Here is a 22,257-nt window from a genome sequence, read left to right as displayed (position 1 = left end):
GTCACCTCGGGGGGGGCGAGACTATTTTGTGAATCCTGTCTCGCAACTGGGCAAATTCTTTTTCGAAATCCAGCGTCTTGCGGGTGGTCGAGGCCGCAAAAAGAATATTACTACCGCCATCCGGCATATCCTTGACCCAGATCCATAAGCGGCGTTCCCTGATGTAGAACATCGAGAAAATCCCAAGAACCAGCAGCAAGCTACCGGTAAATACGACCGTCTTGCCCGGCGAGCGCGTCAGTTGGAAGACGCTGGCCTGAACCTGCTGGAACGAGTCGAGCTGCAAGTAGACGGGCGCGCCATAGTAGAAGTTATCGGACAGCGCGTTGATTGCCGTGCGGATGAAACGTGCATGGTCCGGCGTGGCGGTCGCGGGCGGCTGGCCAGTCTGCTGGCGCGCCACTTGCCAAAGTTGCCAGATGGCGCCGTCGAGCATGCGCAGCAGCAGATTGGCCGCCTTTTTCTGCTGATCGGCCGGCACCGAGGCACTCACGAAATCGGCGATGGCCTGAAAACCGCCGATCGGCGGTTTGCCGTTGCCGGCCGGTTCTGCCCCGGCGAACAGATCCAGTGCACGCTTGGCGCTGAGTTCGAGCTGGTCTTGCAACTGTGGCGAGTCGTTTTGCTGCAACGCGCTTGCGGCGAATTGGCGTGCGGCAGCTGCGCGCGCCGCCGGGTCGGCCAGCGCGGCGCGCAGGAGCATCCATTGCTTGACGGTACCGTCGTCGTCGGCAGGAATGCGCAAGTACCGGAACGGCCCGTCCGGCGTATCGCGCATGCCGGAGAGAAACACGCGCTCACCACCTTCGAGCGCCACCGGCAGCATGTAGTTGTTGTATTCGCGTGCCTGTCCGTCCCGATCACGAATCTTGTATTGGACCGATGGGCCGACATTGCGAAGGTCTTTATTGAGACCCAATTTGACGCCCGCACCCAACTGCCGCTCGAGATCCCGGCGCAGATTGCTGCGCGCGACACCGCGCGTGTCCTGCTGGCCGCCGGCATCGCTCATGTCTTCGACGTTGATGGCACGAAAATCGGTAAATTCCACATCATCGCCGGCCGTCTTGGCGGCTTCGGCGGGCGACAACGACGCCTGGCCACCCACCTCGCCGGCCAGCGAAAACGGCGTCGCGCTCTGGCCAGCCATCGGGTATCCGGTCAGTTGGAGCTTGCTGCCGCCATCCTGGAAGCTGGATTGATAGATCTCGACCCCTTTGTAGCTGAACGGATGATTCACTTCGACCGTCGCGTCGATGCGCTTACCCGTTTTCGGATCGATGACCACGATATCGCTGGCGAACAGCTTGGGCATGCCCGTCGAGTAATAAGCGACGTGGAACTTCTTGAGATGAATCGTGAAGGGCAAGTCCTGGACCAGGGAGCCATTCTGGAAATTCAGGATCGCAGTCGAAGTATCGCTGCCCTCCGGCACAAACGCATAACCACGGAATGCCGGGTTACCGGCGCCCAGGCGATGCTGGGCCGAGATCTGCGAGATGACAGCGTTACCCTGGAGCAGCGATTTGCCTTGCGCCCACATTTGCGCGCGAATCAGCAGGTTGCTGTCGAGCAGCCCCCCGAGGCAAATAATCACAATGGCGCTATGCGCGAAGATGTAACCGATCTTGTTGATGGCGCCCGCTTTGGCGGCAATCAGCGTGGCGCCCTCTTTGTCGCGGGCAACCCAACGATAGCGGGAACGGCCCACCAATTCGGTGAGCCGCGCCACTGCCTCGTGGCGTGGCAGTGTGCTGCCGAATTCGCCCTTGTTGCCGAACGCTCTGAGACTGCCTTCGCGCACCTGGTCTTTCCAGCTTCGGATGTCGCTGAGCATTTTCGGCGTGTTGCGCACCAGACACAGCGTGGTCGAAATCAACAGAAAGGCCAGGATCAGCAGGAACCACCAGGCGCTGTAGACCGTGTAGAAGTCGAGCGTGCGGAAAATGGCCGCCCAGAACGGGCCGAACTGATTGACGTAATTGGGATACGGATCGCTCTGTTTGAGCACGGTGCCGATTATGCTGGCCACAGCCAGGATCGAGAGCAGGCTGATGGCAAACCGCATCGAACTGACCAGTTCGACGCCATCGCGCACTACGCGATGGGAGGATTTGACTTCGATACCGGCGGTACTCAGGCTCATGCGGATTCCACAAACGAAAAAGGCGGCGGCGCTGGCCGCGCACGCCACCCTAGCTCAGACAATTGTAGTGCGGCCGGCGGACCGGCCCACAACTATTTTTATTATCGGAGTCCAGCTATGTAGTCGGCTACAGCCTGGATTTCCTTGGTCGTCAAACGCGAGGCTATATCGTGCATCGGCACGCTGTTCATGCGAGTACCTTCGCGAAAGGCCACCAACTGCGTTTGCGTGTATTCGGCCCATTGGCCGCCCAAGCGAGGATACTGGGTCGGAATGCCGGCTCCCGTGGGTCCGTGACAGGCCGCGCAAGCGGGAACCCCTTTCTCCGCAATGCCGCCACGGAAAATCTTCTGGCCCAGCGGCACGGTGCTCTTGTCCGTCGCAAACCCCGGCTTTTCCTTTTGCGAGGCGAAGTAAGCGGCGACATTTTGCATGTCCTGGTCGGACAGCGCGGAGGCCATTCCCATCATGATCGCGTTATTGCGAGCGTGGGATTTGAATTCCTTGAGCTGTTTGTAGAGGTACGCCGCGTGCTGTCCTGCGAGTTTGGGATAGGTTCCCACGGCGCTATTGCCGTCAGCCCCGTGGCAGGCCGCGCAAACTTGAGTGGCAATTGCCTGCCCTCGGTTGAGATCGGGTTTGGCTGGCGGCTGAGCGTCTGCGCCCCACGCGCTACCGGCCAAGGCGGCCAGTGTCAGTGCCAACGGTGCTATCGCCAGAAACTTCCACACTCGGTTCATTCGCACACCTTGTTTTGTTTTGTCGAGGAATCGGTCGTTGGAAAATTACCGCCCGGGAACATGTCTCCGCGCCCCGCAGCACTCGCCATACCCTGTCCCGCCGGTCGTCTGGGTAGGCTAAGGTTAACTTTCATATTGTACAATAACTTATTGGCCGATTTTAACGGCATTCTACGCCACAGACCGCGTTCTCCCAGGGCGGCTGTTCTCTCTCTCGCCCCAATCATGTCCCTATTGCATCAGGCGCGTTTTTTTACGACCGTCAATCATTTGCGCGATCTACCGCCGACCTCGGTACCCGAGGTGGCCTTCGCCGGGCGCTCCAACGCCGGCAAGTCGAGCGCACTCAATACTTTGTGCAACCAGAAGCGTCTGGCGTTCTCAAGCAAGACGCCGGGGCGCACGCAACACATCAATTACTTCGAGATCGCCAAAGCGGAGCACATCTTCGGCTATTTGGTCGATCTGCCCGGCTACGGCTACGCGCAAGTGCCTGGTGCGGCCAAGGCTCACTGGCAGGCACTGCTCGGAGATTACCTGCGCCAGCGGCCGCAACTGCGCGGCCTCGTGCTGGTGATGGACGCGCGCCGCCCTTTTACCGAGCTCGATGAGCAGTTGATCGAATGGTTCCTGCCGACGGGGCGGCCAATTCACGCGATTTTGACCAAGGCGGACAAGTTGACGCGACAGGAAGGTGCGCTGGTTTTGCGCAAGGCCCGCGAGACGTTTGGCCAGTACGGCCGCTCGGACGGCTTGCCCGACGATCATCCTGATGCGCCGCCCCAATTCACGGTGCAACTCTTTTCGTCGCTCAAACGAACCGGCATCGCGGAAGCCCAACGAATGCTCGAGCATTGGCTCGATATTCCCTCGCGCGATCAGTCAGTCGACCCGCCGGTGGCGTCGGGGGCGGCCGCGGGTGCGGTCGACGCCAGCACCGAGGGCGCGCCGAACGATGCTCAATAGTGTGACGCGAATCACGGCGTCTGCCCACATAAAAAAACCGCCGTGTCTTACCACGGCGGCATTAAACAAGCCTTATCGTAGTCACGACAGGCACCCGCTCAGGGAGGAGAAGCGGGGGACGCAGCACACGTGCAGCATCCGCTTGATATGATATACCATGCATCCGAAAGTTTCTTGGAACGTCGGATCTTTGCAGTCGCGGATTCTCATAATCCGAGACCTTTTTTCATGCTTTCCATAGGCGTGTCTGAATGAGTTCCTATCCGCTTTTGCGTCCTCGTCGCATGCGCCGCGACGATTTTTCCCGCCGGTTGATGCGCGAGAGCCGCCTGTCGACGGATGACCTGATCTATCCGGTCTTTATTGTGGAGGGCCAGCACCGCCGCGAGCAGGTCGGATCGATGCCCGGTGTGGAACGACTCTCGATCGATCAATTACTGATCACCGCGGAGCGCTGCGTGACGCTGGGTGTGCCGGTATTGGCGCTGTTCCCCAATATCGAGGCGGCTCTCAAAACGCCGGACGGCCGTATTGCTGCAGACCCCGATGGCCTGGTTCCGCGCGCGGTCCGGGCACTGAAGCAGCACTTCCCCGAATTGGGCGTGCTCACCGATGTCGCACTCGACCCGTACACCACTCACGGCCAGGATGGCGTCCTCGATGAAGCTGGGTACGTGTTGAACGAGGAAACCAAGGAAATCCTGGTGGCGCAAGCCCTGATGCAGGCCGAAGCGGGCGTCGATATCGTCGCGCCGTCCGATATGATGGATGGCCGCATCGGTGCCGTTCGAGTCGCGCTGGAAGACAATGGCCACATCCACACCCGCATCATGGCTTATGCCGCCAAATATGCGTCGGCGTTCTACGGCCCGTTTCGCGATGCCGTTGGATCGGCGGCCAATCTGGGCAAAGGCAACAAAATGACCTACCAGATGGATCCGGCTAACAGCGATGAGGCTTTGCGAGAGGTCGCGCTCGACATCGAGGAAGGCGCGGATATGGTGATGGTGAAGCCAGGCATGCCTTATCTGGATATTGTGCGCCGCGTCAAGGACGAGTTCCGCTATCCAACCTATGCCTATCAGGTCAGCGGCGAGTATGCAATGCTCAAGGCTGCGGCGCAGAACGGCTGGCTGGATCATGACAAAGTCATGATGGAGTCATTGCTTGCGTTCAAGCGAGCGGGCGCCGACGGGATTCTGACCTATTTCGCCCTCGACGCAGCACACCTGCTTAAGGCACAGGGCGCCTAACGGGCGTTGCACGCCAGCCGAAGCCTCGCTCGGCCATCGGCCGAGAATCGCATGACGCGCCCGCGATCGCGCATGGGCATCGAACGCCACATCGAATTATGTGTGGTTTGACGAGGCTGTGCTGCCCGGGCCGAATGCCTGATCGAGACTGCGCAGAAATCTGGCTGAATCCTGGTAACCGATGACTCGAGCACCGGCGATTTGATGTCCACTCGCATCGAAGAAAAGAATGCCCGGCGGCCCAAACAATCCGAACTGCTTGAGCAACGCCTGATCGGCTGGATCGTTGGCGGTAACGTCCGCCTGGAGCAGCAAAACGTGATTAAGGCGATGTTGGATGCGGGGGTCGCTGAAAGTGAATTTCTCCATTTCTTTGCAGCTTACACACCAATTGGCGTAGAAATCCAACATGACCGGCCGCTTTGCCGAAGCGACCGCATGCTGCAGATCGGCGACTGTTTTGACGCGCTCAAAGTGCAAGGAACTGGTCGGATTTTCGCTCGCAACCCCGGCAAGCCCGACGGCAGCGACCGGCGCCAGCGGCTGCAGCGGGTCACGCGCACCGCGAGCGAGGCCAATCAGCAATATCACGGCCGTCACCGCAAGGCCAACGCCAAAACCTTTCCATAAGCGATGCCAGCCGGATGCACCGTCCGGCAAGGGATCGAACACGCGCAAATAGGAAGCGCTGACCAGCAGCAATGCGGCCCACGCCAGCATGGACAACCATGTTGGCAGCACAGTGCGCAGAATCCAGAGCGCCACCCCAAGCAGCACAACGCCAAAAAAACGTTTGACGCTCTCCATCCAGGGTCCGCTGGATGGGAGGACGGCGCCCGCCCCAAGGCCGACGAGCAGCAGCGGGATGCCCATGCCGAGTGACATGGCGAACAGCGCCGCGCCGCCGAAAATCGCATCTCCCGTCTTCGCAATGAATGCCAGCACGGCCGCCAGAGGCGCGGTCACGCACGGACTCACGATCAGCGCCGACAGCACCCCCATGATAAGAGCGCCCCCCCACTGCCCGCCACGCTGACGTCGCGAGATGTCGTCGATGCGACTACGCAGAGCCGCAGGCAACTGAAGCTCATAAAAACCAAACATCGATCCCGCAAGCACGGCGATCAACAGCGCGAACGCGCTCAGCACCCAGGGGTTTTGCAGCACCGCGGTCAGGCCTTGTCCCAGCAGCCCGGCTGCCACGCCAATTGCCGTGTTGACCGACGCCATGCCCAGAACATAGGCGGTCGACAAGCCCAAGGCTCTTCCTCGCCGAGCCCCCTGACCCACAACGATTGACGACAGGATCGGCACCATGGGCAATACACACGGCGTAAACGTCAGCAGCAAACCGAGGCCCAGGAAGATCGCCAAGGTAAGCCATAGGCTGCCACCGGACAGCCATCGCTCGATTTGACCAAAGTCGTCGCGGCCGGCCAGCACCTGCGCCCACCCGGAGCCGGCGATCGGGGGGGACGGCGAGGCCACTGTCACGCCAGCCGCGTCGCCGGCGCCGAGGGCCTGCAGCGCCGCGCCGGCAAAATGGAAGGTCTTGTGCATTGGCGGGTAGCACAACCCCTTGTCGGCGCAACCCTGCATCGTGACCTGAAGGTCGAACGGTCCTGCGGCATGCTCGATGGGTATGCGTACGGCCATTGAGCGATGATAGACCTCGAGCTCTTTCTGAAAGGTTGGATCGTACTTGAGCTCGCCCTTGGGATATTCTGGAGCACCCAGTACGACGCCTGGCGTGGTCGTGGCAAAGGCAAAGCGCTCACGATAGAGGTAGTACCCCGGGGCAACGGTGAACTGTATCTGCAATGCGCCGGGGCCCGCTTCGCTCAGTTGAGCATGAAAGGCAGCGTCCGGCGGGAGAAAATCCGTGTCCGCACGTGCTGAAACAGAGAAAAAAAGCGATAACGTCGTCACCCATCCCAGTATGACGAGGATCACCGCGATGCCCGGCAGCATCCGTACCGGCCTAAACATTGGGAGTCTCTCCGGTTTCCTGTGCGACCCAGTCAGCGTAGGCGGGCAAAGCCTGCTCAAGGGGCCAGGCCACTATTTCAGGCACCTGATACGGATGCCGGGTCTGGATATATTGTTCGAGCGCTGGATAGCGGAGTGCGCAGGTGGCGATGAGCAAAGGGACCTCCTGCTCGGACTCGATGCTGCTCTGCCAGCGATAGGTGGACGTGCACGGCGCGAGCTGCTTGACGCATGCGCCCAGGCGCTGCGCAATGATGCCTTCGGCGGCGGCTTGCGCCGTCGCCACGTCGGGAAAGGTGGTCATGACCATCAGTAACTTGTCCATCGTTTGCAATTGACCCTTTGCACCGGTCGAATGTTCACTTTATACCAGCCCGAGACGCGACGGTGGGCGTCGATGATTTTTGCGACATTCAATGCAAAAAGCCAGGCTTTCGCCTGGCTCTTTGATGACCTTGTTGCAACTGCTCGGAGTCGTCCGCTTATTCTTCGGCGGCAGCTTCTTCCTGAACTTCCGGGCGATCAACCAGTTCGACCAATGCCATCGGTGCATTGTCGCCGACACGGAACCCGAACTTCAGGATGCGCAGGTAGCCGCCTGGACGATTCGCATAACGCGGGCCCAGTTCATCGAACAGCTTCGCAACCGAATCGCGGTCACGCAAACGGTTGAACGCCAGCCGGCGATTGGCCAGCGACGGCTTCTTGCCGAGCGTGATCAGCGGCTCGACGACTTTGCGCAGTTCTTTGGCTTTCGGCAGGGTCGTCTTGATCGCTTCATGGGCGATCAAAGAATTAGACATGTTACGCAGCATTGCCAGACGGTGGCTGCTGGTACGGTTGAGCTTACGCAAACCATGACGGTGACGCATTTTTCGATTCCTTTGTATAACAGCAGTTTTTCGCCAGCTCTTCTATCGCTTCGACAGCAAATCGTGTCGTGCGCGGGCCGGTAGTACAAGTGCTTCAATCAATTGGCCGGGTATATCGCTATATCCCGGCCAGATGCCGGCAGGACTATTTTTCCAATCCTGCAGGCGGCCAATTTTCAAGCTTCATCCCCAAGGTCAGGCCACGCGAGGCGAGCACTTCCTTGATTTCATTGAGCGACTTCCGACCGAGATTCGGCGTTTTAAGCAACTCGTTCTCGGTGCGTTGGATCAGATCGCCAATGTAGTAAATGTTTTCCGCCTTCAGGCAATTGGCCGAGCGGACGGTCAACTCGAGAGCATCGACCGGACGCAACAGAATCGGATCGATTTGCGGCGCACGCGACGGCGCTTCGCTGGCGGCCTCGGTACCTTCCAGTGCAGCGAATACCGACAACTGATCGACCAGGATCCGGGCAGATTGGCGAATCGCTTCCTCCGGCGAAACAACGCCGTTGGTTTCAATATTCATGACCAACTTGTCCAGGTCGGTGCGCTGTTCGACGCGCGCGCTTTCGACTGCGTAGCTAACACGCTGCACGGGTGAGAACGAAGCGTCCAGCACGATACGCCCGATGATCTTGGCACTGTCGTCACCGTAGCGGCGCACATTCCCCGGCACATAGCCACGACCGCGTTCCACCTTGATCTGAACGTCGAGCTTGCCACCCTTTGCCAGGTGAGCGATCACATGATCAGGGTTGATGATCTCGACATCATGGGGCACTTCGATATCGCCGGCGCGCACTACGCCTTCACCTTCCTTGCGCAATGCGACGGTCACTTCGTCGCGATTGTGCAGCTTGAATACCGCACCCTTCAGGTTCAACAGGAAATTGACTACGTCCTCTTGCACGCCGTCGATAGTGGAATATTCGTGCACCACACCGGCAATCGTGACCTCGGTAGGCGCATAACCGACCATCGAAGACAAAAGCACGCGGCGCAACGCGTTCCCCAAGGTGTGGCCGTAACCGCGTTCGAAGGGCTCCATCACGACTTTGGCGTGATGTTCACCGATCGGCTCAACCGCAATGATCTTGGGTTTCAACAAACTGGTTTGCATAGGTTTCCTTTTCAATACCCTCGGCTCGTTACACCGATAAGGCTGACGGCTGACAACCTGCACGAAGCGCCAGGCACGCCAAACCGGCGCGCCTGTGCTCGATTAACGCGAGTACAACTCGACAATCAGGCTTTCATTGATATCGCCTGCGATATCGCTGCGTTCCGGCAATTGCTTAAAGGTACCTTCCATCTTCTTCGCGTCTACCGCCACCCAAATCGGAAACCCGATCTGCTCGGCAAGCGACAGAGCTTCCTGAATACGCGTTTGCTTGCGCGCTTTCTCACGCACCGCCACAACATCACCAGCCTTGACCTGCATCGACGGAATGTTGGCGACCTCACCGTTGATGGTAATGGCTTTGTGTCCAACCAATTGGCGTGCCTCGGCACGGGTGGAACCAAACCCCATCCGATATACAACGGTGTCGAGACGCGACTCCAGCAATTGCAGCAAATTCTCACCAGTGTTTCCGCGGCGGCGTTCAGCAGCCGCAAAATAACGGCGGAACTGGCGCTCCAACACACCGTAAATGCGCTTGACCTTCTGCTTTTCGCGCAACTGGTTCCCGTAATCCGACGTACGGGCGCCAGACGTACGGCCGTGTTGGCCGGGTTTGCTGTCGAGCTTGCATTTGTCGGACAGCGAGCGACGGGCGCTCTTCAAAAAGAGGTCGGTTCCCTCGCGACGCGAGAGTTTGGCCTTGGGGCCTGTGTAACGTGCCACGGTAGTTCCTTAAAAAAACTCACGCAGCGGAGAAATCCGCTGCGCTAGTCTGCTCGCCAAGGCGTCAGACGGTGGGCTTATGGGTGAAAACGATAAAAATTAAACGCAGCCAAGTATTCTAGCAGAACTCAGATCCGGCGGCGCTTAGGCGGACGGCAGCCATTGTGCGGGACCGGGGTCACATCCGAGATCGCCGTGATCTTGATGCCGAGGGCATTCAGCGCGCGCACAGCGGACTCGCGTCCCGGGCCCGGGCCCTTGATACGCACTTCGAGGTTCTTGACGCCATACTCGAGCGCCACCCGGCCAGCTGATTCAGCGGCAACCTGTGCTGCAAACGGGGTGGACTTCCGCGATCCTTTAAAGCCTTGGCCACCAGACGTCGCCCATGCCAATGCATTACCTTGACGGTCAGTAATGGTAATGATCGTGTTATTAAACGACGCGTGCACGTGGACCACGCCCTCAGCCACGTTCTTTTTGACTTTCTTGCGCACGCGCTGCGATGCAGCATTGTTAGGTGCTTTAGCCATTCCTGTTCCTGTGTCTCTTCAACGTTACTTCTTCAACGAAACGCCGGCCTTACGCGGACCCTTCCGCGTGCGCGCATTGGTGCGCGTACGCTGTCCGCGGACGGGTAAGCCCTTGCGATGACGCACACCTCGGTAGCACCCCAGATCCATCAGGCGCTTGATGCTCATCGTTACCTCACGACGAAGATCACCTTCCACGGTGAGCAGCCCCACTTGCTCACGCAGCTTCTCGAGATCAGCGTCATCCAGGTCTTTGACCTTCTTTGAATACGCCACGCCTGCTGCGTCACAAATCTGACGAGCACGCGTACGACCAACACCGTAAATAGCGGTCAGACCGATTTCGGTATGCTGGTGGTTTGGGATGTTCACCCCTGCGATACGAGCCATTCGTAATTCCCCAACTATATAGCGTTAAATGCGGTCAACCCTGACGCTGTTTATGGCGCGGGTCCGAGCTGCAGATCACTCGCACCACACCATTGCGCTTGACGATTTTGCAGTTGCGGCAAATGCGCTTAACTGATGCCAACACTTTCATGACAATTCCCTCTTTTAATCACCGCGCCCTAAACACGATCCGCGCCCGCGAAAGATCGTAGGGCGTCAATTCCACCGTGACTTTATCACCCGGTAAAATGCGAATGTAGTGCATGCGCATCTTGCCGGAAATATGCCCGAGTACCACGTGGCCATTTTCCAGTTTGACCCGGAACGTGGCGTTGGGCAGGTTCTCCACAACCTCGCCCTGCATCTGTATTACGTCGTCTTTCGCCATGCTTATGCTTACCGGAGCGTCATATTGCCACCGCCCTTGAAGTTCGCCTTCCGGAGCAGAGATTCATATTGTTGCGACATCACGTAAGACTGCACTTGTGCCATGAAATCCATTGTCACGACAACGATAATCAACAACGAAGTACCACCAAAATAAAACGGCACGTTCCAGCGCAGCACGAGAAATTCGGGCAGCAAACAAACCAGGACAACGTATAAAGCACCAGCGAGCGTAAGACGGGTCAAAATCTTATCGATGTATCTTGCCGTTTGATCGCCGGGACGTATGCCGGGAACAAATGCGCCGCTCTTCTTCAGGTTATCTGCCGTTTCCTTGCTGTTAAAGACCAGCGCAGTGTAGAAAAAGCAGAAAAACACAATGGCCAAGGCATAGAGCATCACGTAAATCGGCTGCCCGGGCGACAATTTGCTGGCGACATCTTTCAACCAACGCATGCTACCGCTTGCGCTAAACCAGTTGGCAATCGTCGCCGGGAACAAGATGATCGACGACGCGAAGATGGGCGGAATCACCCCAGCCATGTTCAACTTAAGCGGCAAATGCGATGCCTGACCGCCGTACAACTTGTTTCCGACTTGCCGCTTGGCATAGTTGACCAGAATTTTGCGCTGGCCTCTTTCGACAAATACAACGAAGTACGTTACGGCAACCACAAGCACGCAGATGACGATGGCCGAAAAGATGCCGATGGAGCCGGTACGAACCAGCTCGAACAAACCGCCAATGGCATTCGGTAGTCCTGCGGCGATACCGGCGAAAATAATCAACGATATGCCGTTGCCCAAGCCACGCTCGGTAATCTGTTCACCCAACCACATCAGAAACATCGTCCCGGTAACCAGGGTAATGACCGTCGTCAGCCGGAACATCAAGCCGGGATCCACTACCAACCCGGGCTGGCTCTCGAGCGTGACGGCTATCGCAAGCGCCTGGAACAGGGCGAGGCCTACCGTGAAGTAACGGGTGTACTGCGTGATCTTGCGCTGCCCTGCCTGTCCTTCCTTACGCAGCGCTTCTAGCTGCGGAGACACCATCGCCAACAACTGCATGATGATCGACGCCGAAATATACGGCATGATCCCCAACGCGAAAATCGTGAAACGGGACAAGGCCCCGCCCGAGAACATGTTGAACATGCCCAGGATGCCGCCCTGCTGCCGCTGAAAAAGCTGCGCCAGTTGGTCCGGGTCGATACCGGGCACAGGAATGTGCGCCCCAATACGATAGACCGTCAGCGCCAGCAGCAGGAAAACCAGCCGCCGACGCAAATCGGTATATTTCGGACCTTGAGTGCTACCTTTCGCTTGGTTAGAAGTCTTGGCCAAGGATGGCTCCGTATAAACCTATACAGTTAAGCCGCAATCGATCCGCCAGCCGCTTCAATCGCTGCTCGCGCACCTTTCGTCGCCCCCAAACCCTTGAGCGAGATTTTGCGCGTCAATTCGCCAGAGGCAACCACCTTCGCGCTTTGACAGAGCTCGCCGACAACTCCCGCCTGCTTGAGGACCAACAAATCGATCTCGTCGACCGGCAACTTCTCGATGTCGGAAAGGCGCACCTCACCGACAAACGCGCGCGTCAACGACGTGAACCCGCGCTTGGGCAAACGCCGTTGCAGAGGCATTTGCCCCCCCTCGAATCCAACCTTATGGAAGCCGCCTGCGCGCGATTTCTGGCCTTTGTGCCCACGGCCTGCGGTTTTGCCCAGACCAGACCCAATGCCACGGCCAACTCGCCGTTTCGCGTGTTTGGCACCTGCAGCAGGCTTCAACGAATTCAATTCCATATTACCCTCGCTCCCTCGTGAGTCAGCCAACGACCTTCACCAGGTACGACACCTTGTTGATCATGCCTCGCACAGCAGGTGTATCTTGCAACTCACTGACTGAATTGAGGCGGCGCAGACCCAGGCCACGAACCGTAGCGCGATGCGACTCGCGAGTACCGATAAGGCTCCGGATCAATTGTACTTTGATGGTATTTTGCGACATGGTGCCCACCCGGTTTAGCCCAAAATCTCTTCAACCGACTTACCGCGCTTGGCGGCAATGTCAGATGGCGTTGACTGCTTGCTCAAACCATCAAGCGTCGCTCGAACCAAGTTGTAGGGGTTGGTCGAGCCGAAGCTCTTGGCCACCACGTTCGTCACGCCCATGACGTCGAAAACAGCCCGCATCGGACCACCGGCGATGACGCCGGTACCATCCTTGGCCGGTGCCAACAATACCTTCGACGCACCGTGACGACCGCTGATTTCATGCTGCAGAGTACCGTTCTTCAGGGGCACTTTGAACATGTTACGGCGAGCCTGTTCCATCGCTTTTTGCACGGCAACGGGGACTTCCTTCGCCTTACCCTTGCCCATGCCGATACGTCCGTCGCCATCGCCAACCACGGTCAGCGCGGCGAACCCGAGAATCCGGCCACCTTTCACCACCTTGGTCACGCGATTGACCGAGATCATTTTCTCGCGAAGGCCGTCATCACGTTCGTCAGCCTGAACTTTCGCTTGCATCTTTGCCATGACGAATCCTTACTTAAAACTTGAGGCCGGCATCGCGCGCGGCATCAGCAAGCGCCTTCACACGGCCGTGATAGCGAAAACCGGCGCGATCGAAAGCAACGCTTTCCACGCCAGCGGCCTTCGCCTTTTCGGCGATACGGCGTCCGATCAGTTCGGCTGCGGCGACGTTGCCACCCTTGCCCTCTTTCCCTGCCAGCTCTTTGCGTACATCCAACTCGACAGTCGAGGCGCTCGCCAGCACTTTCGTGCCGCAAGGCGAAAACACCTGTGCGTAAATGTGCAGGTTGGTGCGATGCACTGAGAGACGATGCACCTTGAGCTCTGCCAACTTGATACGAGTCTGGCGAGCACGGCGCGAACGAGCTTGTTTCTTGTCCATGGTTGCACCCTTCACTTCTTCTTGGTTTCCTTGAGGATCACCACCTCATCGGCGTAGCGCACACCCTTGCCCTTATAGGGTTCGGGAGGCCGGTAGCCGCGCACTTCCGCAGCAACCTGACCAACGCGCTGCTTATCAACGCCTTTGATGATGATCTCGGTTTGTGACGGTGTCTCAGCCTTGATGCCTTCGGGCATCGCATGGATCACGTCGTGAGAAAACCCCAGTTGCAATTTCAGCGCATTGCCCTGAGCCTGAGCGCGATAACCCACGCCAACCAGGTTAAGCTTCTTCTCGAAACCTTGCGTCACGCCCTTCACCATATTGGCGACCAGCGCACGCATGGTCCCAGAAAGGGCGTTGGCTTCGCGACCATCGTCTGCGGGCTCGAACATCAGCGAACCGTTTTCGTTCTTGACGCGGACCAAGCCGTGAATGGCCTGGACCAACGTGCCCAACGGGCCCTTGACCGTCAACTCGCCCTCTCCGAGGGTGACTTCCGCGCCCTTTGGGAGAACGATAGGACTTTTACCTACACGAGACATGCTTCACTCTCCTAACGGGCAATTACGCGACGTAGCAGATGACTTCGCCGCCCACGCCAGTGGCGCGCGCTTTGCGATCGGTCATCACACCTTTCGGGGTCGACACAATTGCAACACCCAGTCCATTCATGACCTGGGGAATGTCATTGCGATTCTTATATACGCGCAACCCGGGCCGGGAAACTCTTTCCAGACGTTCGATAACGGGACGGCCGGCGTAATACTTGAGCGAAATGTTAAGCTCCAATTTCGCGCCGTCTTCCTTGACCGCGTAGTCGTCGATATAGCCTTCGTCCTTCAACACCTTTGCGATCGACACCTTCAATTTCGAGGAAGGCATAGCCACCGACACTTTTTCAACCGCTTGGGCATTGCGAATGCGGGTCAGCATGTCGGCGATAGGATCACTCATACTCATATTGCTTCTCCTATTACCAGCTTGCTTTGGTGACACCCGGAATTTCGCCTCTGAAGGCAATTTCACGGATCTTGTTACGCGCCAGACCGAACTTACGGAAAGTTCCGCGCGGACGGCCAGTCAAATCGCAACGATTGCGTTGCCGAGTAGGATTGGCGTTGCGCGGCAACTGCTGGATTTCCAGACGCGCTGCGTAACGCTCTTCTTCCGACTTGCTGGTATCTTCGATGATTGCCTTGAGGGCGGCGCGCTTGGCAGAATATTTCTGCGCCAAACGGGCGCGCTTCTTCTCGCGTTCGATCAGTGCCAGTTTAGCCACGATAACCTCAGTTTCTGAACGGAAATTTAAATGCCGACAGAAGCGCCTTGGCCTCTTCGTCGGTTTTTGCTGTCGTGGTAATGCTGATATTCAGACCACGCAGAGCATCAATTTTGTCGTACTCGATCTCGGGGAAAATAATCTGTTCTTTTACCCCGATGTTGTAGTTGCCGCGACCGTCAAACGCACGACCCGAGATACCCCGGAAATCTCGCACCCGCGGCAGCGAGACCGTGATGAAACGATCCAGGAACTCATACATGCGCTGACCGCGCAAAGTCACCATGCAGCCGATCGGATAGCCCTGACGAATCTTGAACCCTGCAATTGCCTTGCGAGCCTTCGTCACAACTGGTTTCTGACCAGCGATTTTGGTCAGGTCACCGGTGGCGTTCTCGATGACCTTCTTGTCGGCGACCGCCTCGCCCAAGCCCATGTTGAGGGTGATCTTGGTGATGCGCGGCACTTCCATGATCGACTTGTAGCCAAACTGCTTCACCAGTTCAGCGACGATCTTGTCTTTGTAGATCTCTTGCAAACGAGTCATTCGTTATACTCCTTGCGCCTAGGCACCGACGACCGCGCCGGTCGTCTTGAGGAAGCGCACCTTCTCGCCACCCTCGACCTTGATCCCAACGCGCGAAGGCTTGCCGTTAGCATCCACCAACGCAACATTCGAAATATGGAGCGGCATCGCCTTGTCCACAACGCCACCCGTTGTACCCTTCATCGGGTTCGGTTTGACGTGCTTTTTGACCAGATTGATGCCTTCAACGACCAGGCGGTCGCCGTCAACACTCAGAACGGTGCCGCGCTTGCTCTTGTCTTTGCCGGTCAAAACGATGACCACGTCACCTTTACGAATCTTATTCATGGCGACCCCTTACAGAACCTCAGGCGCCAACGACACGATCTTCATAAAGCGCTCGGTACGCAACTCACGCGTCACCGGCCCGAAGATGCGAGTGCCAATCGGCTCAAGCTTGTTGTTCAACAAAACGGCGGCGTTGCCATCGAATTTGACGAGCGAGCCGTCCTGGCGACGAACGCCTTTCGCGGTGCGCACAACGACCGCGTTATAAATTTCGCCCTTTTTGACGCGACCACGCGGGGCCGCATCCTTGACGGTGACCTTAATGACATCGCCAATACCAGCGTAGCGACGCTTCGAGCCGCCCAATACCTTGATACACATCACTTCACGAGCACCGGTATTGTCGGCTACATCGAGCCGGGTTTCAGTCTGAATCATGGTGTTATCTTCCCAACTTAATCCAGTGCATCGCACCGGTCAGTCTTGGCCCCGTCAACGCTTACTCAGCGTCGCTTGGGTTGAATCGATCAAGAGGAACCACTTTCACTGGGCTGCCGGGCCGAAAAACCAAGCAACCCCCACAGAATGAGCAAAAGAGAATTTACTCAGAAAGTGGAAAGTCCGTGATTATACATCGAAGATCGCGGACTTGCAAGCGTTAAAAGGGCGCATTAAATGATACGGGCACTTTCAAGCAGGCGCGAAACAGTCCACGCTTTCGTCCTGGAAATAGGGCGAGTTTCCTCGATTTCCACCGTGTCGCCTTCCTTGTACTGATTTGTCTCGTCGTGGGCGTGATACTTCTTCGAGCGCACGACGTACTTCCCGTACAAGGGATGCTTCACCTGGCGCTCCACCAACACGGTCACCGTCTTGTCCATTTTGCTGCTCACCACCTTGCCAACCAAGGTGCGCTTCAGCGCGGTCTTTGCGGTATCGTTCATTTTTGGCTCGCCTTCTCATTCAACACGGTACGCACACGCGCGATATCCCGACGCACATTTTGCAATTGGCTGGTGTTGCTCAACTGTTGCGTGGCCAGTTGCATGCGCAGACCGAATTGCGCTTTCAGCAGATCCGACAGCTCCTTGTTCAGAGCTGCGGAATCCTTATCACGTAGTTCGGATGCTTTCATTTCAAATCCCTCACTCAGGCGCCGATCTGGCGAGCGACGAAAACGGTGGCGATAGGCAGTTTAGCTGCCGCAAGGCGAAAAGCCTCGCGCGCCAACTCTTCATTGACACCATCCATTTCGTACAGCATTTTACCCGGCTGAATTTCAGCCACATAGTATTCCGGATTGCCCTTACCGTTACCCATACGAACTTCGGCGGGTTTTTGGGAAATCGGCTTGTCCGGGAAAATCCTGATCCAGATACGACCACCGCGCTTGATGTGACGAGTCATGGCACGACGAGCAGACTCGATTTGGCGCGCAGTCAATCGCCCGCGCCCTACCGCCTTCAAGCCATATTCACCAAACGACACGGCATTGCCACGCGTGGCCACACCAGTGTTACGGCCTTTCTGTTCTTTACGATATTTTCTGCGTTTCGGTTGCAGCATCTTTATTCTCCAGCCTTGGCGTCGCTGTCGGCCGGCTTGCCGCCTGCCTTGCGTACGCGCTTGACGCCCGCACGATCATCAGGGGCACCACGGCCTCGACGATCCCCAGGACGCGCATTACGACGAGGGCGTTTGTCTTCCGCGGGTTCTTCCACCACCGGCGCATCATTGCGGCCGAGAGTATCGCCCTTGTAAACCCAAACCTTGATCCCGATAGCGCCGTAGGTGGTTTGCGCCTCCGATGTCGCGTAATCGATGTCAGCCCGCAACGTGTGGAGCGGTACTCGCCCCTCGCGATACCATTCGGTTCGCGCGATTTCAATGCCGTTCAAACGACCGGAACTCATGATCTTGATGCCTTGCGCCCCAAGCCGCATAGCGTTTTGCATGGCTCGCTTCATCGCACGGCGGAACATGATGCGTCGCTCCAGCCGCTGCGCGATCGAATCCGCGATCAACTGGGCATCGATTTCGGGCTTACGAATTTCCTCGATGTTGACGTGCACCGGCACGCCCATGCGCTTCTGCAATTCGGTTTTGAGGATTTCGATATCCTCGCCCTTCTTGCCGATGACCACGCCAGGACGCGAACTGAAAATCGTGATACGCGCGTTACGGGCAGGGCGCTCGATGAGCACTCTCCCGACAGACGCGTTTTTCAGCTTCTTCTTCAGAAACTCGCGAACGCCAATATCCTCTTTCAGCATTTTCGCGAATTGCGTATTGTTCGCGTACCACCGAGAGGCCCAATTACGGCTGACTGCCAGACGGAAGCCAGTCGGATGAATTTTCTGTCCCATCGTGACCCCTTAATTGCCCAGCGTCACAGTAATGTGACAGGTTTGTTTCTCGATGCGATTTCCGCGGCCTTTGGCGCGCGCAGTGAATCGCTTGAGTGAAGTCGCTTTGTCGACGTGAATGCCCTTGACGCGCAACTCGTCAATGTCGGCACCTTCGTTATGCTCGGCATTCGCGATGGCCGACTCAACCACCTTCTTAACAATGCCTGCAGCCTTCTTCGGCGAAAACGACAGGATATTCAACGCGCGCTCCAGGGGCAGACCACGGATCTGATCTGCAACCAGACGCGTCTTTTGCGCCGAAATACGAGCGCCACGATGTATTGCTTTCACTTCCATGATCGCCCCTTATTTCTTCGCCTTCTTATCGGCCGCATGGCCTTTGAAGGTACGGGTGAGCGCAAACTCACCCAGCTTGTGACCAACCATATTTTCCGAGATGTAAACCGGAACGTGCTGGCGGCCGTTGTGAACGGCAATGGTATGCCCGATGAATTCAGGCAGAACGGTGGAACGACGCGACCACGTCTTGATCGGCTTCTTGTCGCGCGTCGCTTGCGCCGCTTCGACTTTTTTCAGCAAATGCGCGTCGCAGAACGGGCCCTTCTTAATTGAACGTGCCATAGCTTACCCCTTAACGCTTGTTACGGCGCTGCACGATCATCGTCGTGGTGCGCTTGTTGCTGCGAGTACGATAACCCTTGGTCTGCGTACCCCACGGGCTCACTGGATGGCGACCCGCCGCCGTGCGACCCTCACCACCACCGTGCGGGTGATCGATCGGGTTCATGGCAACACCACGGACTGTCGGGCGGATGCCGCGCCAACGATTGGCGCCCGCCTTGCCGATCTGACGCAGACTGTGTTCCTCGTTGCCCACTTCACCGATGGTGGCACGGCACTCAATATGAACACGGCGAATTTCGCCAGAACGAAGCCGAACTTGAGCGTAGGTTCCCTCACGCGCCAGAAGCATCGCGGAAACACCTGCAGCGCGCGCAATTTGCGCGCCCTTGCCAGGCAGCATCTCGATGCAGTGGATCGTGGTACCCACCGGAATATTCCGGATCGGCAGCGTATTGCCCGCTTTAATGGGCGCCTGCGAGCCGCTCATCAGTTGCTGGCCGACAGCCAATCCACGTGGCGCAATGATGTAGCGACGTTCGCCGTCGGCATAGCAAAGCAGAGCAATATTGGCGCTACGATTGGGATCGTATTCGACGCGCTCCACCTTTGCCGGCACTCCGTCCTTGTTGCGACGGAAATCGATCACGCGATAATGCTGCTTATGACCGCCGCCCATATGGCGCGTGGTGATGTGACCATTGTTATTGCGGCCAGCAGTTTTGCTCTTTTTGTCGAGCAAACCCGCAAAGGGCTTACCCTTGTGGAGATCTTTATTGACCACCTTGACCAGCGCACGACGGCCCGGTGAGGTGGGTTTGGTTTTGACGAGTGCCATATTACTTGGCCTCCGCTTCAAAATTGATTTCCTGCCCCGGCTTCAGGCTGACATATGCTTTCTTTGCATTGTCGCGACGCCCCATGAAACGGCCAAAGCGCTTCTGTTTGCCCTTGCGGTTCAGAATCTGCACGGATTCGACTTCAACCTTGAACAGCAACTCAACTGCAGCCTTGACTTCCTGTTTGTTGGCGTCGCGCGCAACCTGAAAAACCACTTGCTCGTTCTTGTCCGCCACCAGGGTCGCCTTTTCGGAGATTACCGGCGCGAGCAGGACCTGCATCAAACGATGATCGTTTTTGCGAACGTCGGTCATGACAGCATCTCCTCGATTTTGGCGATCGCACCCTTGGTCACCAACACTTTCTTGTAGTGAATCAGAGATAGTGGATCGGCATGACGCGGTTCCAGAACCGCGACGTTGGGGAGATTGCGCGAGGCGAGATACAAATTCTCATCGACGCTATCGGTGATCAACAACACCGAATCCAACCCCATGGTCTTGAATTTCTGCGCCAGCAACTTAGTTTTCGGCGCCTCGATCTTGAGGTCGTCCACGACACTCAGACGGCCTTCGCGCGCCAACTGCGACAGAATCGAGCAGACGCCTGCGCGATACATCTTCTTGTTGACCTTGTGGCTGAAATTCTCTTCGGGCGAATTTGGGAAAATTCGACCACCCCCGCGCCACAGCGGGCTGGAAGTCATACCGGCACGGGCACGGCCCGTTCCTTTTTGACGCCACGGCTTATGGGTTGTGTGCTTGACTTGTTCGCGATCCTTCTGGGCGCGGTTTCCGCTGCGGGCGTTGGCCTGATAGGCGATAACGACCTGATGGATCAGCGCTTCATTGTAGTCACGCCCGAAAACGACGTCCGACGCAGCAAAACCCGCGCCTTCTTTGCCCTGCTCATTGAGGAGCTTCAGTTCCATCGTTATGCTCCCTTCTCAGTCTTGGCGCGCGCCTTCACTGCCGGGGTCACAAACACCTTGCCATCCTTGGCGCCGGGAACGGCACCCTTGACGAGCAACAGCTTGCGATCGGCATCGATGCGTGCGATTTCGAGATTTTGCGCGGTGCGGGTCACGTCACCGAGATGGCCGGTCATACGCTTGCCGGGAAAAACACGGCCCGGATCCTGCGCCATACCAATGGAACCCGGCACGTTGTGCGAACGGGAGTTACCGTGACTGGCGCGCCCCGAAGCAAAGTTGTAGCGCTTGATGGTACCGGCATACCCCTTACCGATCGTCACGCCCTGCACGTCTACTTTTTGCCCGACTTCGAACAACTCGACGCCGACGATCGAGCCCGGCTGCAGCTCAGCGGCCTTGGCGGCATCGAGGCGAAATTCCTTGAGGATCTCGCCGGCTTCGACACCGGCTTTCGCCAGATGCCCGGCGATCGACTTGGCAACGCGCGAAGCACGGCGCTTGCCGAAAGCCACCTGGACGGCGCTGTAGCCATCCGTTTCGTTTGTCTTGATTTGCGTTACGCGGTTGTCCGACACGTCCAAAACGGTGACGGGAATCGAATCGCCGTCATCCGTAAAAATACGGGTCATACCAACCTTGCGACCGACAAGTCCAAGGCTCATGATTTTCTCCATTCCCGACTGCGATTGGCCGGGGCTAAATGACAAAAGATCGGGCCGCAGACGCGCCCCAACTCTTTGATACACACGAAAAGCTGAGTATTATAAAAGCATTCTCAGCATTTGACAAGCCGCACGATTTCGTTTATTGCAGCTTGATTTCGACATCAACGCCGGCAGGCAAATCGAGTTTCATCAACGCGTCGACCGTCTTGTCGGTCGGGTCAACGATGTCCATCAGACGCTGGTGAGTACGAATTTCCAGCTGGTCGCGGGACGTTTTGTTGACGTGCGGAGAACGCAGAATGTCGAAACGCTGAATGCGAGTCGGCAGCGGCACGGGACCACGCACAATGGCGCCAGTCCGCTTTGCGGTATCGACGATTTCCGCCGCGGATTGGTCGATAAGGCGATAGTCGAACGCTTTCAGGCGAATGCGAATTTTTTGGTTCTGCATGATTTTCCTCTAAAGAGCGAGGCGACCCATGGTGAATGGAGGGTTCGCCGGGTTTTAACAAAGAACGGCAGACTGACCGGGCGCGACCGTCGCGCCCGGCTCGCATTCCTCTTTTACTCGATCACTTTAGCGACGACGCCGGCGCCGACGGTGCGGCCACCCTCACGGATGGCGAAGCGCAGGCCCTCTTCCATCGCGATCGGCGCAATCAACTTGACCGTAATGGCCACG

35 protein-coding genes and 1 pseudogene are annotated in these 22,257 nt (G+C 57.5%); 2 read left to right on the top strand and 34 right to left on the bottom strand.

Features of this window, described 5'->3' with window-relative positions:
- Position 1: 1 nt before the first annotated feature.
- Both EPN80_RS13870 and EPN80_RS13865 read right to left on the bottom strand, forming a co-directional pair.
- Positions 2-2,146, bottom strand: a complete 2,145-nt coding sequence (locus EPN80_RS13870) for a cytochrome c biogenesis protein ResB (RefSeq protein WP_293028255.1) — start codon at positions 2,144-2,146, stop codon at positions 2-4.
- A 101-nt stretch (positions 2,147-2,247) separates the two neighbouring features.
- Positions 2,248-2,886 carry a c-type cytochrome gene (locus EPN80_RS13865; RefSeq protein WP_293028252.1) on the bottom strand — a complete coding sequence of 213 codons (639 nt, stop codon included), beginning with the start codon at positions 2,884-2,886 and terminating at the stop codon, positions 2,248-2,250.
- 225 nt (positions 2,887-3,111) lie between these two features.
- Here EPN80_RS13865 and yihA point away from each other — a divergent pair, with 225 nt between their 5' ends.
- Together yihA and hemB are read left to right on the top strand one after the other, a co-directional pair.
- Complete coding sequence (gene yihA / locus EPN80_RS13860; protein ID WP_293028249.1) at positions 3,112-3,852, top strand: ribosome biogenesis GTP-binding protein YihA/YsxC; 741 nt, start codon at positions 3,112-3,114, stop codon at positions 3,850-3,852.
- A gap of 251 nt (positions 3,853-4,103) precedes the next feature.
- On the top strand, positions 4,104-5,105 hold the full coding sequence (gene hemB, locus EPN80_RS13855) for a porphobilinogen synthase (RefSeq protein WP_293028246.1): 1,002 nt from the start codon (positions 4,104-4,106) through the stop codon (positions 5,103-5,105).
- Positions 5,106-5,201: 96 nt separating this feature from the next.
- On the opposite strand, the gene dsbD is transcribed toward hemB, so the two are convergent.
- From dsbD to EPN80_RS13695, 32 genes and pseudogenes are all read right to left on the bottom strand, one after another.
- The gene (dsbD, locus tag EPN80_RS13850) at positions 5,202-7,094 is read right to left on the bottom strand and encodes a protein-disulfide reductase DsbD (protein WP_293028243.1); all 1,893 of its coding nucleotides are present in this window, start codon (positions 7,092-7,094) and stop codon (positions 5,202-5,204) included.
- Positions 7,087-7,419, bottom strand: a complete 333-nt coding sequence (cutA, locus tag EPN80_RS13845) for a divalent-cation tolerance protein CutA (RefSeq protein ID WP_293028241.1) — start codon at positions 7,417-7,419, stop codon at positions 7,087-7,089. Before cutA ends, dsbD begins: the two co-directional genes overlap by 8 nt.
- A 157-nt stretch (positions 7,420-7,576) precedes the next feature.
- Complete coding sequence (gene rplQ, locus EPN80_RS13840) at positions 7,577-7,966, bottom strand: 50S ribosomal protein L17 (protein WP_047215751.1); 390 nt, start codon at positions 7,964-7,966, stop codon at positions 7,577-7,579.
- A 145-nt stretch (positions 7,967-8,111) separates the two neighbouring features.
- On the bottom strand, positions 8,112-9,089 hold the full coding sequence (gene rpoA, locus EPN80_RS13835) for a DNA-directed RNA polymerase subunit alpha (RefSeq protein ID WP_293028536.1): 978 nt from the start codon (positions 9,087-9,089) through the stop codon (positions 8,112-8,114).
- Positions 9,090-9,191: 102 nt separating this feature from the next.
- A complete protein-coding gene (gene rpsD / locus EPN80_RS13830; protein ID WP_293028236.1) occupies positions 9,192-9,815 on the bottom strand; it encodes a 30S ribosomal protein S4 in 624 nt (207 codons plus the stop codon).
- A 128-nt stretch (positions 9,816-9,943) separates the two neighbouring features.
- Positions 9,944-10,348, bottom strand: a complete 405-nt coding sequence (gene rpsK, locus EPN80_RS13825; protein ID WP_047215748.1) for a 30S ribosomal protein S11 — start codon at positions 10,346-10,348, stop codon at positions 9,944-9,946.
- Between the two features lie 24 nt (positions 10,349-10,372).
- Positions 10,373-10,738 carry a 30S ribosomal protein S13 gene (rpsM, locus tag EPN80_RS13820; RefSeq protein WP_293028233.1) on the bottom strand — a complete coding sequence of 122 codons (366 nt, stop codon included), beginning with the start codon at positions 10,736-10,738 and terminating at the stop codon, positions 10,373-10,375.
- Positions 10,739-10,772: 34 nt separating this feature from the next.
- Complete coding sequence (rpmJ, locus tag EPN80_RS13815; protein WP_072628576.1) at positions 10,773-10,889, bottom strand: 50S ribosomal protein L36; 117 nt, start codon at positions 10,887-10,889, stop codon at positions 10,773-10,775.
- Between the two features lie 18 nt (positions 10,890-10,907).
- Complete coding sequence (gene infA, locus EPN80_RS13810) at positions 10,908-11,126, bottom strand: translation initiation factor IF-1 (RefSeq protein ID WP_047215746.1); 219 nt, start codon at positions 11,124-11,126, stop codon at positions 10,908-10,910.
- An 8-nt stretch (positions 11,127-11,134) separates the two neighbouring features.
- A complete protein-coding gene (secY, locus tag EPN80_RS13805) occupies positions 11,135-12,472 on the bottom strand; it encodes a preprotein translocase subunit SecY (RefSeq protein WP_293028228.1) in 1,338 nt (445 codons plus the stop codon).
- A 26-nt stretch (positions 12,473-12,498) separates the two neighbouring features.
- A complete protein-coding gene (rplO, locus tag EPN80_RS13800; RefSeq protein WP_293028226.1) occupies positions 12,499-12,933 on the bottom strand; it encodes a 50S ribosomal protein L15 in 435 nt (144 codons plus the stop codon).
- Positions 12,934-12,955: 22 nt separating this feature from the next.
- A complete protein-coding gene (gene rpmD, locus EPN80_RS13795; RefSeq protein ID WP_293028224.1) occupies positions 12,956-13,138 on the bottom strand; it encodes a 50S ribosomal protein L30 in 183 nt (60 codons plus the stop codon).
- A 14-nt stretch (positions 13,139-13,152) separates the two neighbouring features.
- Positions 13,153-13,671: a 30S ribosomal protein S5 gene (rpsE, locus tag EPN80_RS13790; protein ID WP_293028221.1), complete on the bottom strand. Its 519-nt coding sequence runs from the start codon at positions 13,669-13,671 to the stop codon at positions 13,153-13,155.
- Between the two features lie 13 nt (positions 13,672-13,684).
- Complete coding sequence (rplR, locus tag EPN80_RS13785; RefSeq protein WP_293028219.1) at positions 13,685-14,050, bottom strand: 50S ribosomal protein L18; 366 nt, start codon at positions 14,048-14,050, stop codon at positions 13,685-13,687.
- Positions 14,051-14,061: 11 nt separating this feature from the next.
- Entirely contained in the window at positions 14,062-14,595 is a 534-nt protein-coding gene (gene rplF, locus EPN80_RS13780) for a 50S ribosomal protein L6 (protein ID WP_293028216.1), read from the bottom strand.
- Between the two features lie 22 nt (positions 14,596-14,617).
- Positions 14,618-15,013, bottom strand: a complete 396-nt coding sequence (gene rpsH, locus EPN80_RS13775; protein ID WP_293028213.1) for a 30S ribosomal protein S8 — start codon at positions 15,011-15,013, stop codon at positions 14,618-14,620.
- 13 nt (positions 15,014-15,026) lie between these two features.
- Positions 15,027-15,332: a 30S ribosomal protein S14 gene (gene rpsN, locus EPN80_RS13770; RefSeq protein WP_047215739.1), complete on the bottom strand. Its 306-nt coding sequence runs from the start codon at positions 15,330-15,332 to the stop codon at positions 15,027-15,029.
- A 7-nt stretch (positions 15,333-15,339) separates the two neighbouring features.
- On the bottom strand, positions 15,340-15,879 hold the full coding sequence (gene rplE / locus EPN80_RS13765; protein ID WP_293028210.1) for a 50S ribosomal protein L5: 540 nt from the start codon (positions 15,877-15,879) through the stop codon (positions 15,340-15,342).
- 18 nt (positions 15,880-15,897) lie between these two features.
- Positions 15,898-16,206, bottom strand: coding sequence for a 50S ribosomal protein L24 (gene rplX / locus EPN80_RS13760; protein WP_293028207.1), 309 nt, complete (start codon positions 16,204-16,206; stop codon positions 15,898-15,900).
- Between the two features lie 9 nt (positions 16,207-16,215).
- Positions 16,216-16,584: a 50S ribosomal protein L14 gene (gene rplN, locus EPN80_RS13755; protein ID WP_047215736.1), complete on the bottom strand. Its 369-nt coding sequence runs from the start codon at positions 16,582-16,584 to the stop codon at positions 16,216-16,218.
- Positions 16,585-16,817: 233 nt separating this feature from the next.
- Positions 16,818-17,090 (bottom strand): 30S ribosomal protein S17, encoded by a 273-nt coding sequence (gene rpsQ / locus EPN80_RS13750; RefSeq protein WP_293028204.1) that lies wholly within the window; start codon positions 17,088-17,090, stop codon positions 16,818-16,820.
- On the bottom strand, positions 17,087-17,281 hold the full coding sequence (gene rpmC, locus EPN80_RS13745; RefSeq protein ID WP_293028201.1) for a 50S ribosomal protein L29: 195 nt from the start codon (positions 17,279-17,281) through the stop codon (positions 17,087-17,089). Before rpmC ends, rpsQ begins: the two co-directional genes overlap by 4 nt.
- A gap of 14 nt (positions 17,282-17,295) precedes the next feature.
- The gene (gene rplP, locus EPN80_RS13740) at positions 17,296-17,712 is read right to left on the bottom strand and encodes a 50S ribosomal protein L16 (protein ID WP_047215733.1); all 417 of its coding nucleotides are present in this window, start codon (positions 17,710-17,712) and stop codon (positions 17,296-17,298) included.
- Between the two features lie 2 nt (positions 17,713-17,714).
- Entirely contained in the window at positions 17,715-18,512 is a 798-nt protein-coding gene (gene rpsC / locus EPN80_RS13735; protein ID WP_293028198.1) for a 30S ribosomal protein S3, read from the bottom strand.
- Positions 18,513-18,521: 9 nt separating this feature from the next.
- A complete protein-coding gene (gene rplV, locus EPN80_RS13730; protein ID WP_293028195.1) occupies positions 18,522-18,851 on the bottom strand; it encodes a 50S ribosomal protein L22 in 330 nt (109 codons plus the stop codon).
- Positions 18,852-18,860: 9 nt separating this feature from the next.
- Positions 18,861-19,136 (bottom strand): 30S ribosomal protein S19, encoded by a 276-nt coding sequence (gene rpsS, locus EPN80_RS13725; RefSeq protein ID WP_293028193.1) that lies wholly within the window; start codon positions 19,134-19,136, stop codon positions 18,861-18,863.
- Positions 19,137-19,146: 10 nt separating this feature from the next.
- Positions 19,147-19,974: a 50S ribosomal protein L2 gene (gene rplB / locus EPN80_RS13720; RefSeq protein ID WP_293028191.1), complete on the bottom strand. Its 828-nt coding sequence runs from the start codon at positions 19,972-19,974 to the stop codon at positions 19,147-19,149.
- A 1-nt stretch (position 19,975) separates the two neighbouring features.
- Positions 19,976-20,290: a 50S ribosomal protein L23 gene (rplW, locus tag EPN80_RS13715; RefSeq protein ID WP_047215728.1), complete on the bottom strand. Its 315-nt coding sequence runs from the start codon at positions 20,288-20,290 to the stop codon at positions 19,976-19,978.
- Positions 20,287-20,907 carry a 50S ribosomal protein L4 gene (gene rplD / locus EPN80_RS13710; RefSeq protein ID WP_293028186.1) on the bottom strand — a complete coding sequence of 207 codons (621 nt, stop codon included), beginning with the start codon at positions 20,905-20,907 and terminating at the stop codon, positions 20,287-20,289. The genes rplW and rplD overlap by 4 nt, the downstream gene beginning before the upstream one ends.
- A gap of 2 nt (positions 20,908-20,909) precedes the next feature.
- Positions 20,910-21,572, bottom strand: coding sequence for a 50S ribosomal protein L3 (rplC, locus tag EPN80_RS13705; protein WP_293028183.1), 663 nt, complete (start codon positions 21,570-21,572; stop codon positions 20,910-20,912).
- Positions 21,573-21,714: 142 nt separating this feature from the next.
- Positions 21,715-22,026, bottom strand: coding sequence for a 30S ribosomal protein S10 (rpsJ, locus tag EPN80_RS13700; protein WP_006998489.1), 312 nt, complete (start codon positions 22,024-22,026; stop codon positions 21,715-21,717).
- A gap of 113 nt (positions 22,027-22,139) precedes the next feature.
- A pseudogene (locus EPN80_RS13695) lies at positions 22,140-22,257 on the bottom strand (elongation factor Tu); the annotation flags it as partial.

The organism is Pandoraea sp. (assembly GCF_004297875.1).
Lineage (GTDB): Bacteria > Pseudomonadota > Gammaproteobacteria > Burkholderiales > Burkholderiaceae > Pandoraea.
This window is presented reverse-complemented; position numbering and strand designations above follow the sequence as displayed.

Excerpts from the sequence above, each read along its gene's own strand:
- rpsH (WP_293028213.1), bottom strand. The coding sequence starts at position 15,013 with ATGAGTATGAGTGATCCTATCGCCGACATGCTGACCCGCATTCGCAAT.
- rpmD (WP_293028224.1), bottom strand. The coding sequence starts at position 13,138 with ATGTCGCAAAATACCATCAAAGTACAATTGATCCGGAGCCTTATCGGT.
- rplO (WP_293028226.1), bottom strand. The coding sequence starts at position 12,933 with ATGGAATTGAATTCGTTGAAGCCTGCTGCAGGTGCCAAACACGCGAAA.
- rplC (WP_293028183.1), bottom strand. The coding sequence starts at position 21,572 with ATGAGCCTTGGACTTGTCGGTCGCAAGGTTGGTATGACCCGTATTTTT.
- yihA (WP_293028249.1), top strand. The coding sequence starts at position 3,112 with ATGTCCCTATTGCATCAGGCGCGTTTTTTTACGACCGTCAATCATTTG.
- EPN80_RS13865 (WP_293028252.1), bottom strand. The coding sequence starts at position 2,886 with ATGAACCGAGTGTGGAAGTTTCTGGCGATAGCACCGTTGGCACTGACA.
- rpsE (WP_293028221.1), bottom strand. The coding sequence starts at position 13,671 with ATGGCAAAGATGCAAGCGAAAGTTCAGGCTGACGAACGTGATGACGGC.
- rplW (WP_047215728.1), bottom strand. The coding sequence starts at position 20,290 with ATGACCGACGTTCGCAAAAACGATCATCGTTTGATGCAGGTCCTGCTC.
- infA (WP_047215746.1), bottom strand. The coding sequence starts at position 11,126 with ATGGCGAAAGACGACGTAATACAGATGCAGGGCGAGGTTGTGGAGAAC.
- rpsJ (WP_006998489.1), bottom strand. The coding sequence starts at position 22,026 with ATGCAGAACCAAAAAATTCGCATTCGCCTGAAAGCGTTCGACTATCGC.
- rpsS (WP_293028193.1), bottom strand. The coding sequence starts at position 19,136 with ATGGCACGTTCAATTAAGAAGGGCCCGTTCTGCGACGCGCATTTGCTG.
- rpsK (WP_047215748.1), bottom strand. The coding sequence starts at position 10,348 with ATGGCTAAAGCACCTAACAATGCTGCATCGCAGCGCGTGCGCAAGAAA.
- cutA (WP_293028241.1), bottom strand. The coding sequence starts at position 7,419 with ATGGACAAGTTACTGATGGTCATGACCACCTTTCCCGACGTGGCGACG.
- rplN (WP_047215736.1), bottom strand. The coding sequence starts at position 16,584 with ATGATTCAGACTGAAACCCGGCTCGATGTAGCCGACAATACCGGTGCT.
- hemB (WP_293028246.1), top strand. The coding sequence starts at position 4,104 with ATGAGTTCCTATCCGCTTTTGCGTCCTCGTCGCATGCGCCGCGACGAT.
- rplX (WP_293028207.1), bottom strand. The coding sequence starts at position 16,206 with ATGAATAAGATTCGTAAAGGTGACGTGGTCATCGTTTTGACCGGCAAA.
- rpoA (WP_293028536.1), bottom strand. The coding sequence starts at position 9,089 with ATGCAAACCAGTTTGTTGAAACCCAAGATCATTGCGGTTGAGCCGATC.
- rplE (WP_293028210.1), bottom strand. The coding sequence starts at position 15,879 with ATGACTCGTTTGCAAGAGATCTACAAAGACAAGATCGTCGCTGAACTG.
- dsbD (WP_293028243.1), bottom strand. The coding sequence starts at position 7,094 with ATGTTTAGGCCGGTACGGATGCTGCCGGGCATCGCGGTGATCCTCGTC.
- rplP (WP_047215733.1), bottom strand. The coding sequence starts at position 17,712 with ATGCTGCAACCGAAACGCAGAAAATATCGTAAAGAACAGAAAGGCCGT.
- rpmJ (WP_072628576.1), bottom strand. The coding sequence starts at position 10,889 with ATGAAAGTGTTGGCATCAGTTAAGCGCATTTGCCGCAACTGCAAAATC.
- EPN80_RS13870 (WP_293028255.1), bottom strand. The coding sequence starts at position 2,146 with ATGAGCCTGAGTACCGCCGGTATCGAAGTCAAATCCTCCCATCGCGTA.
- rplQ (WP_047215751.1), bottom strand. The coding sequence starts at position 7,966 with ATGCGTCACCGTCATGGTTTGCGTAAGCTCAACCGTACCAGCAGCCAC.
- rpmC (WP_293028201.1), bottom strand. The coding sequence starts at position 17,281 with ATGAAAGCATCCGAACTACGTGATAAGGATTCCGCAGCTCTGAACAAG.
- rpsC (WP_293028198.1), bottom strand. The coding sequence starts at position 18,512 with ATGGGACAGAAAATTCATCCGACTGGCTTCCGTCTGGCAGTCAGCCGT.
- rplB (WP_293028191.1), bottom strand. The coding sequence starts at position 19,974 with ATGGCACTCGTCAAAACCAAACCCACCTCACCGGGCCGTCGTGCGCTG.
- rplR (WP_293028219.1), bottom strand. The coding sequence starts at position 14,050 with ATGGACAAGAAACAAGCTCGTTCGCGCCGTGCTCGCCAGACTCGTATC.
- rplF (WP_293028216.1), bottom strand. The coding sequence starts at position 14,595 with ATGTCTCGTGTAGGTAAAAGTCCTATCGTTCTCCCAAAGGGCGCGGAA.
- rpsQ (WP_293028204.1), bottom strand. The coding sequence starts at position 17,090 with ATGAACGATACCGCAAAGACCGCGCTGAAGCGCACCTTGGTTGGCAAG.
- rplV (WP_293028195.1), bottom strand. The coding sequence starts at position 18,851 with ATGGAAGTGAAAGCAATACATCGTGGCGCTCGTATTTCGGCGCAAAAG.
- rpsM (WP_293028233.1), bottom strand. The coding sequence starts at position 10,738 with ATGGCTCGTATCGCAGGGGTGAACATCCCAAACCACCAGCATACCGAA.
- rplD (WP_293028186.1), bottom strand. The coding sequence starts at position 20,907 with ATGGAACTGAAGCTCCTCAATGAGCAGGGCAAAGAAGGCGCGGGTTTT.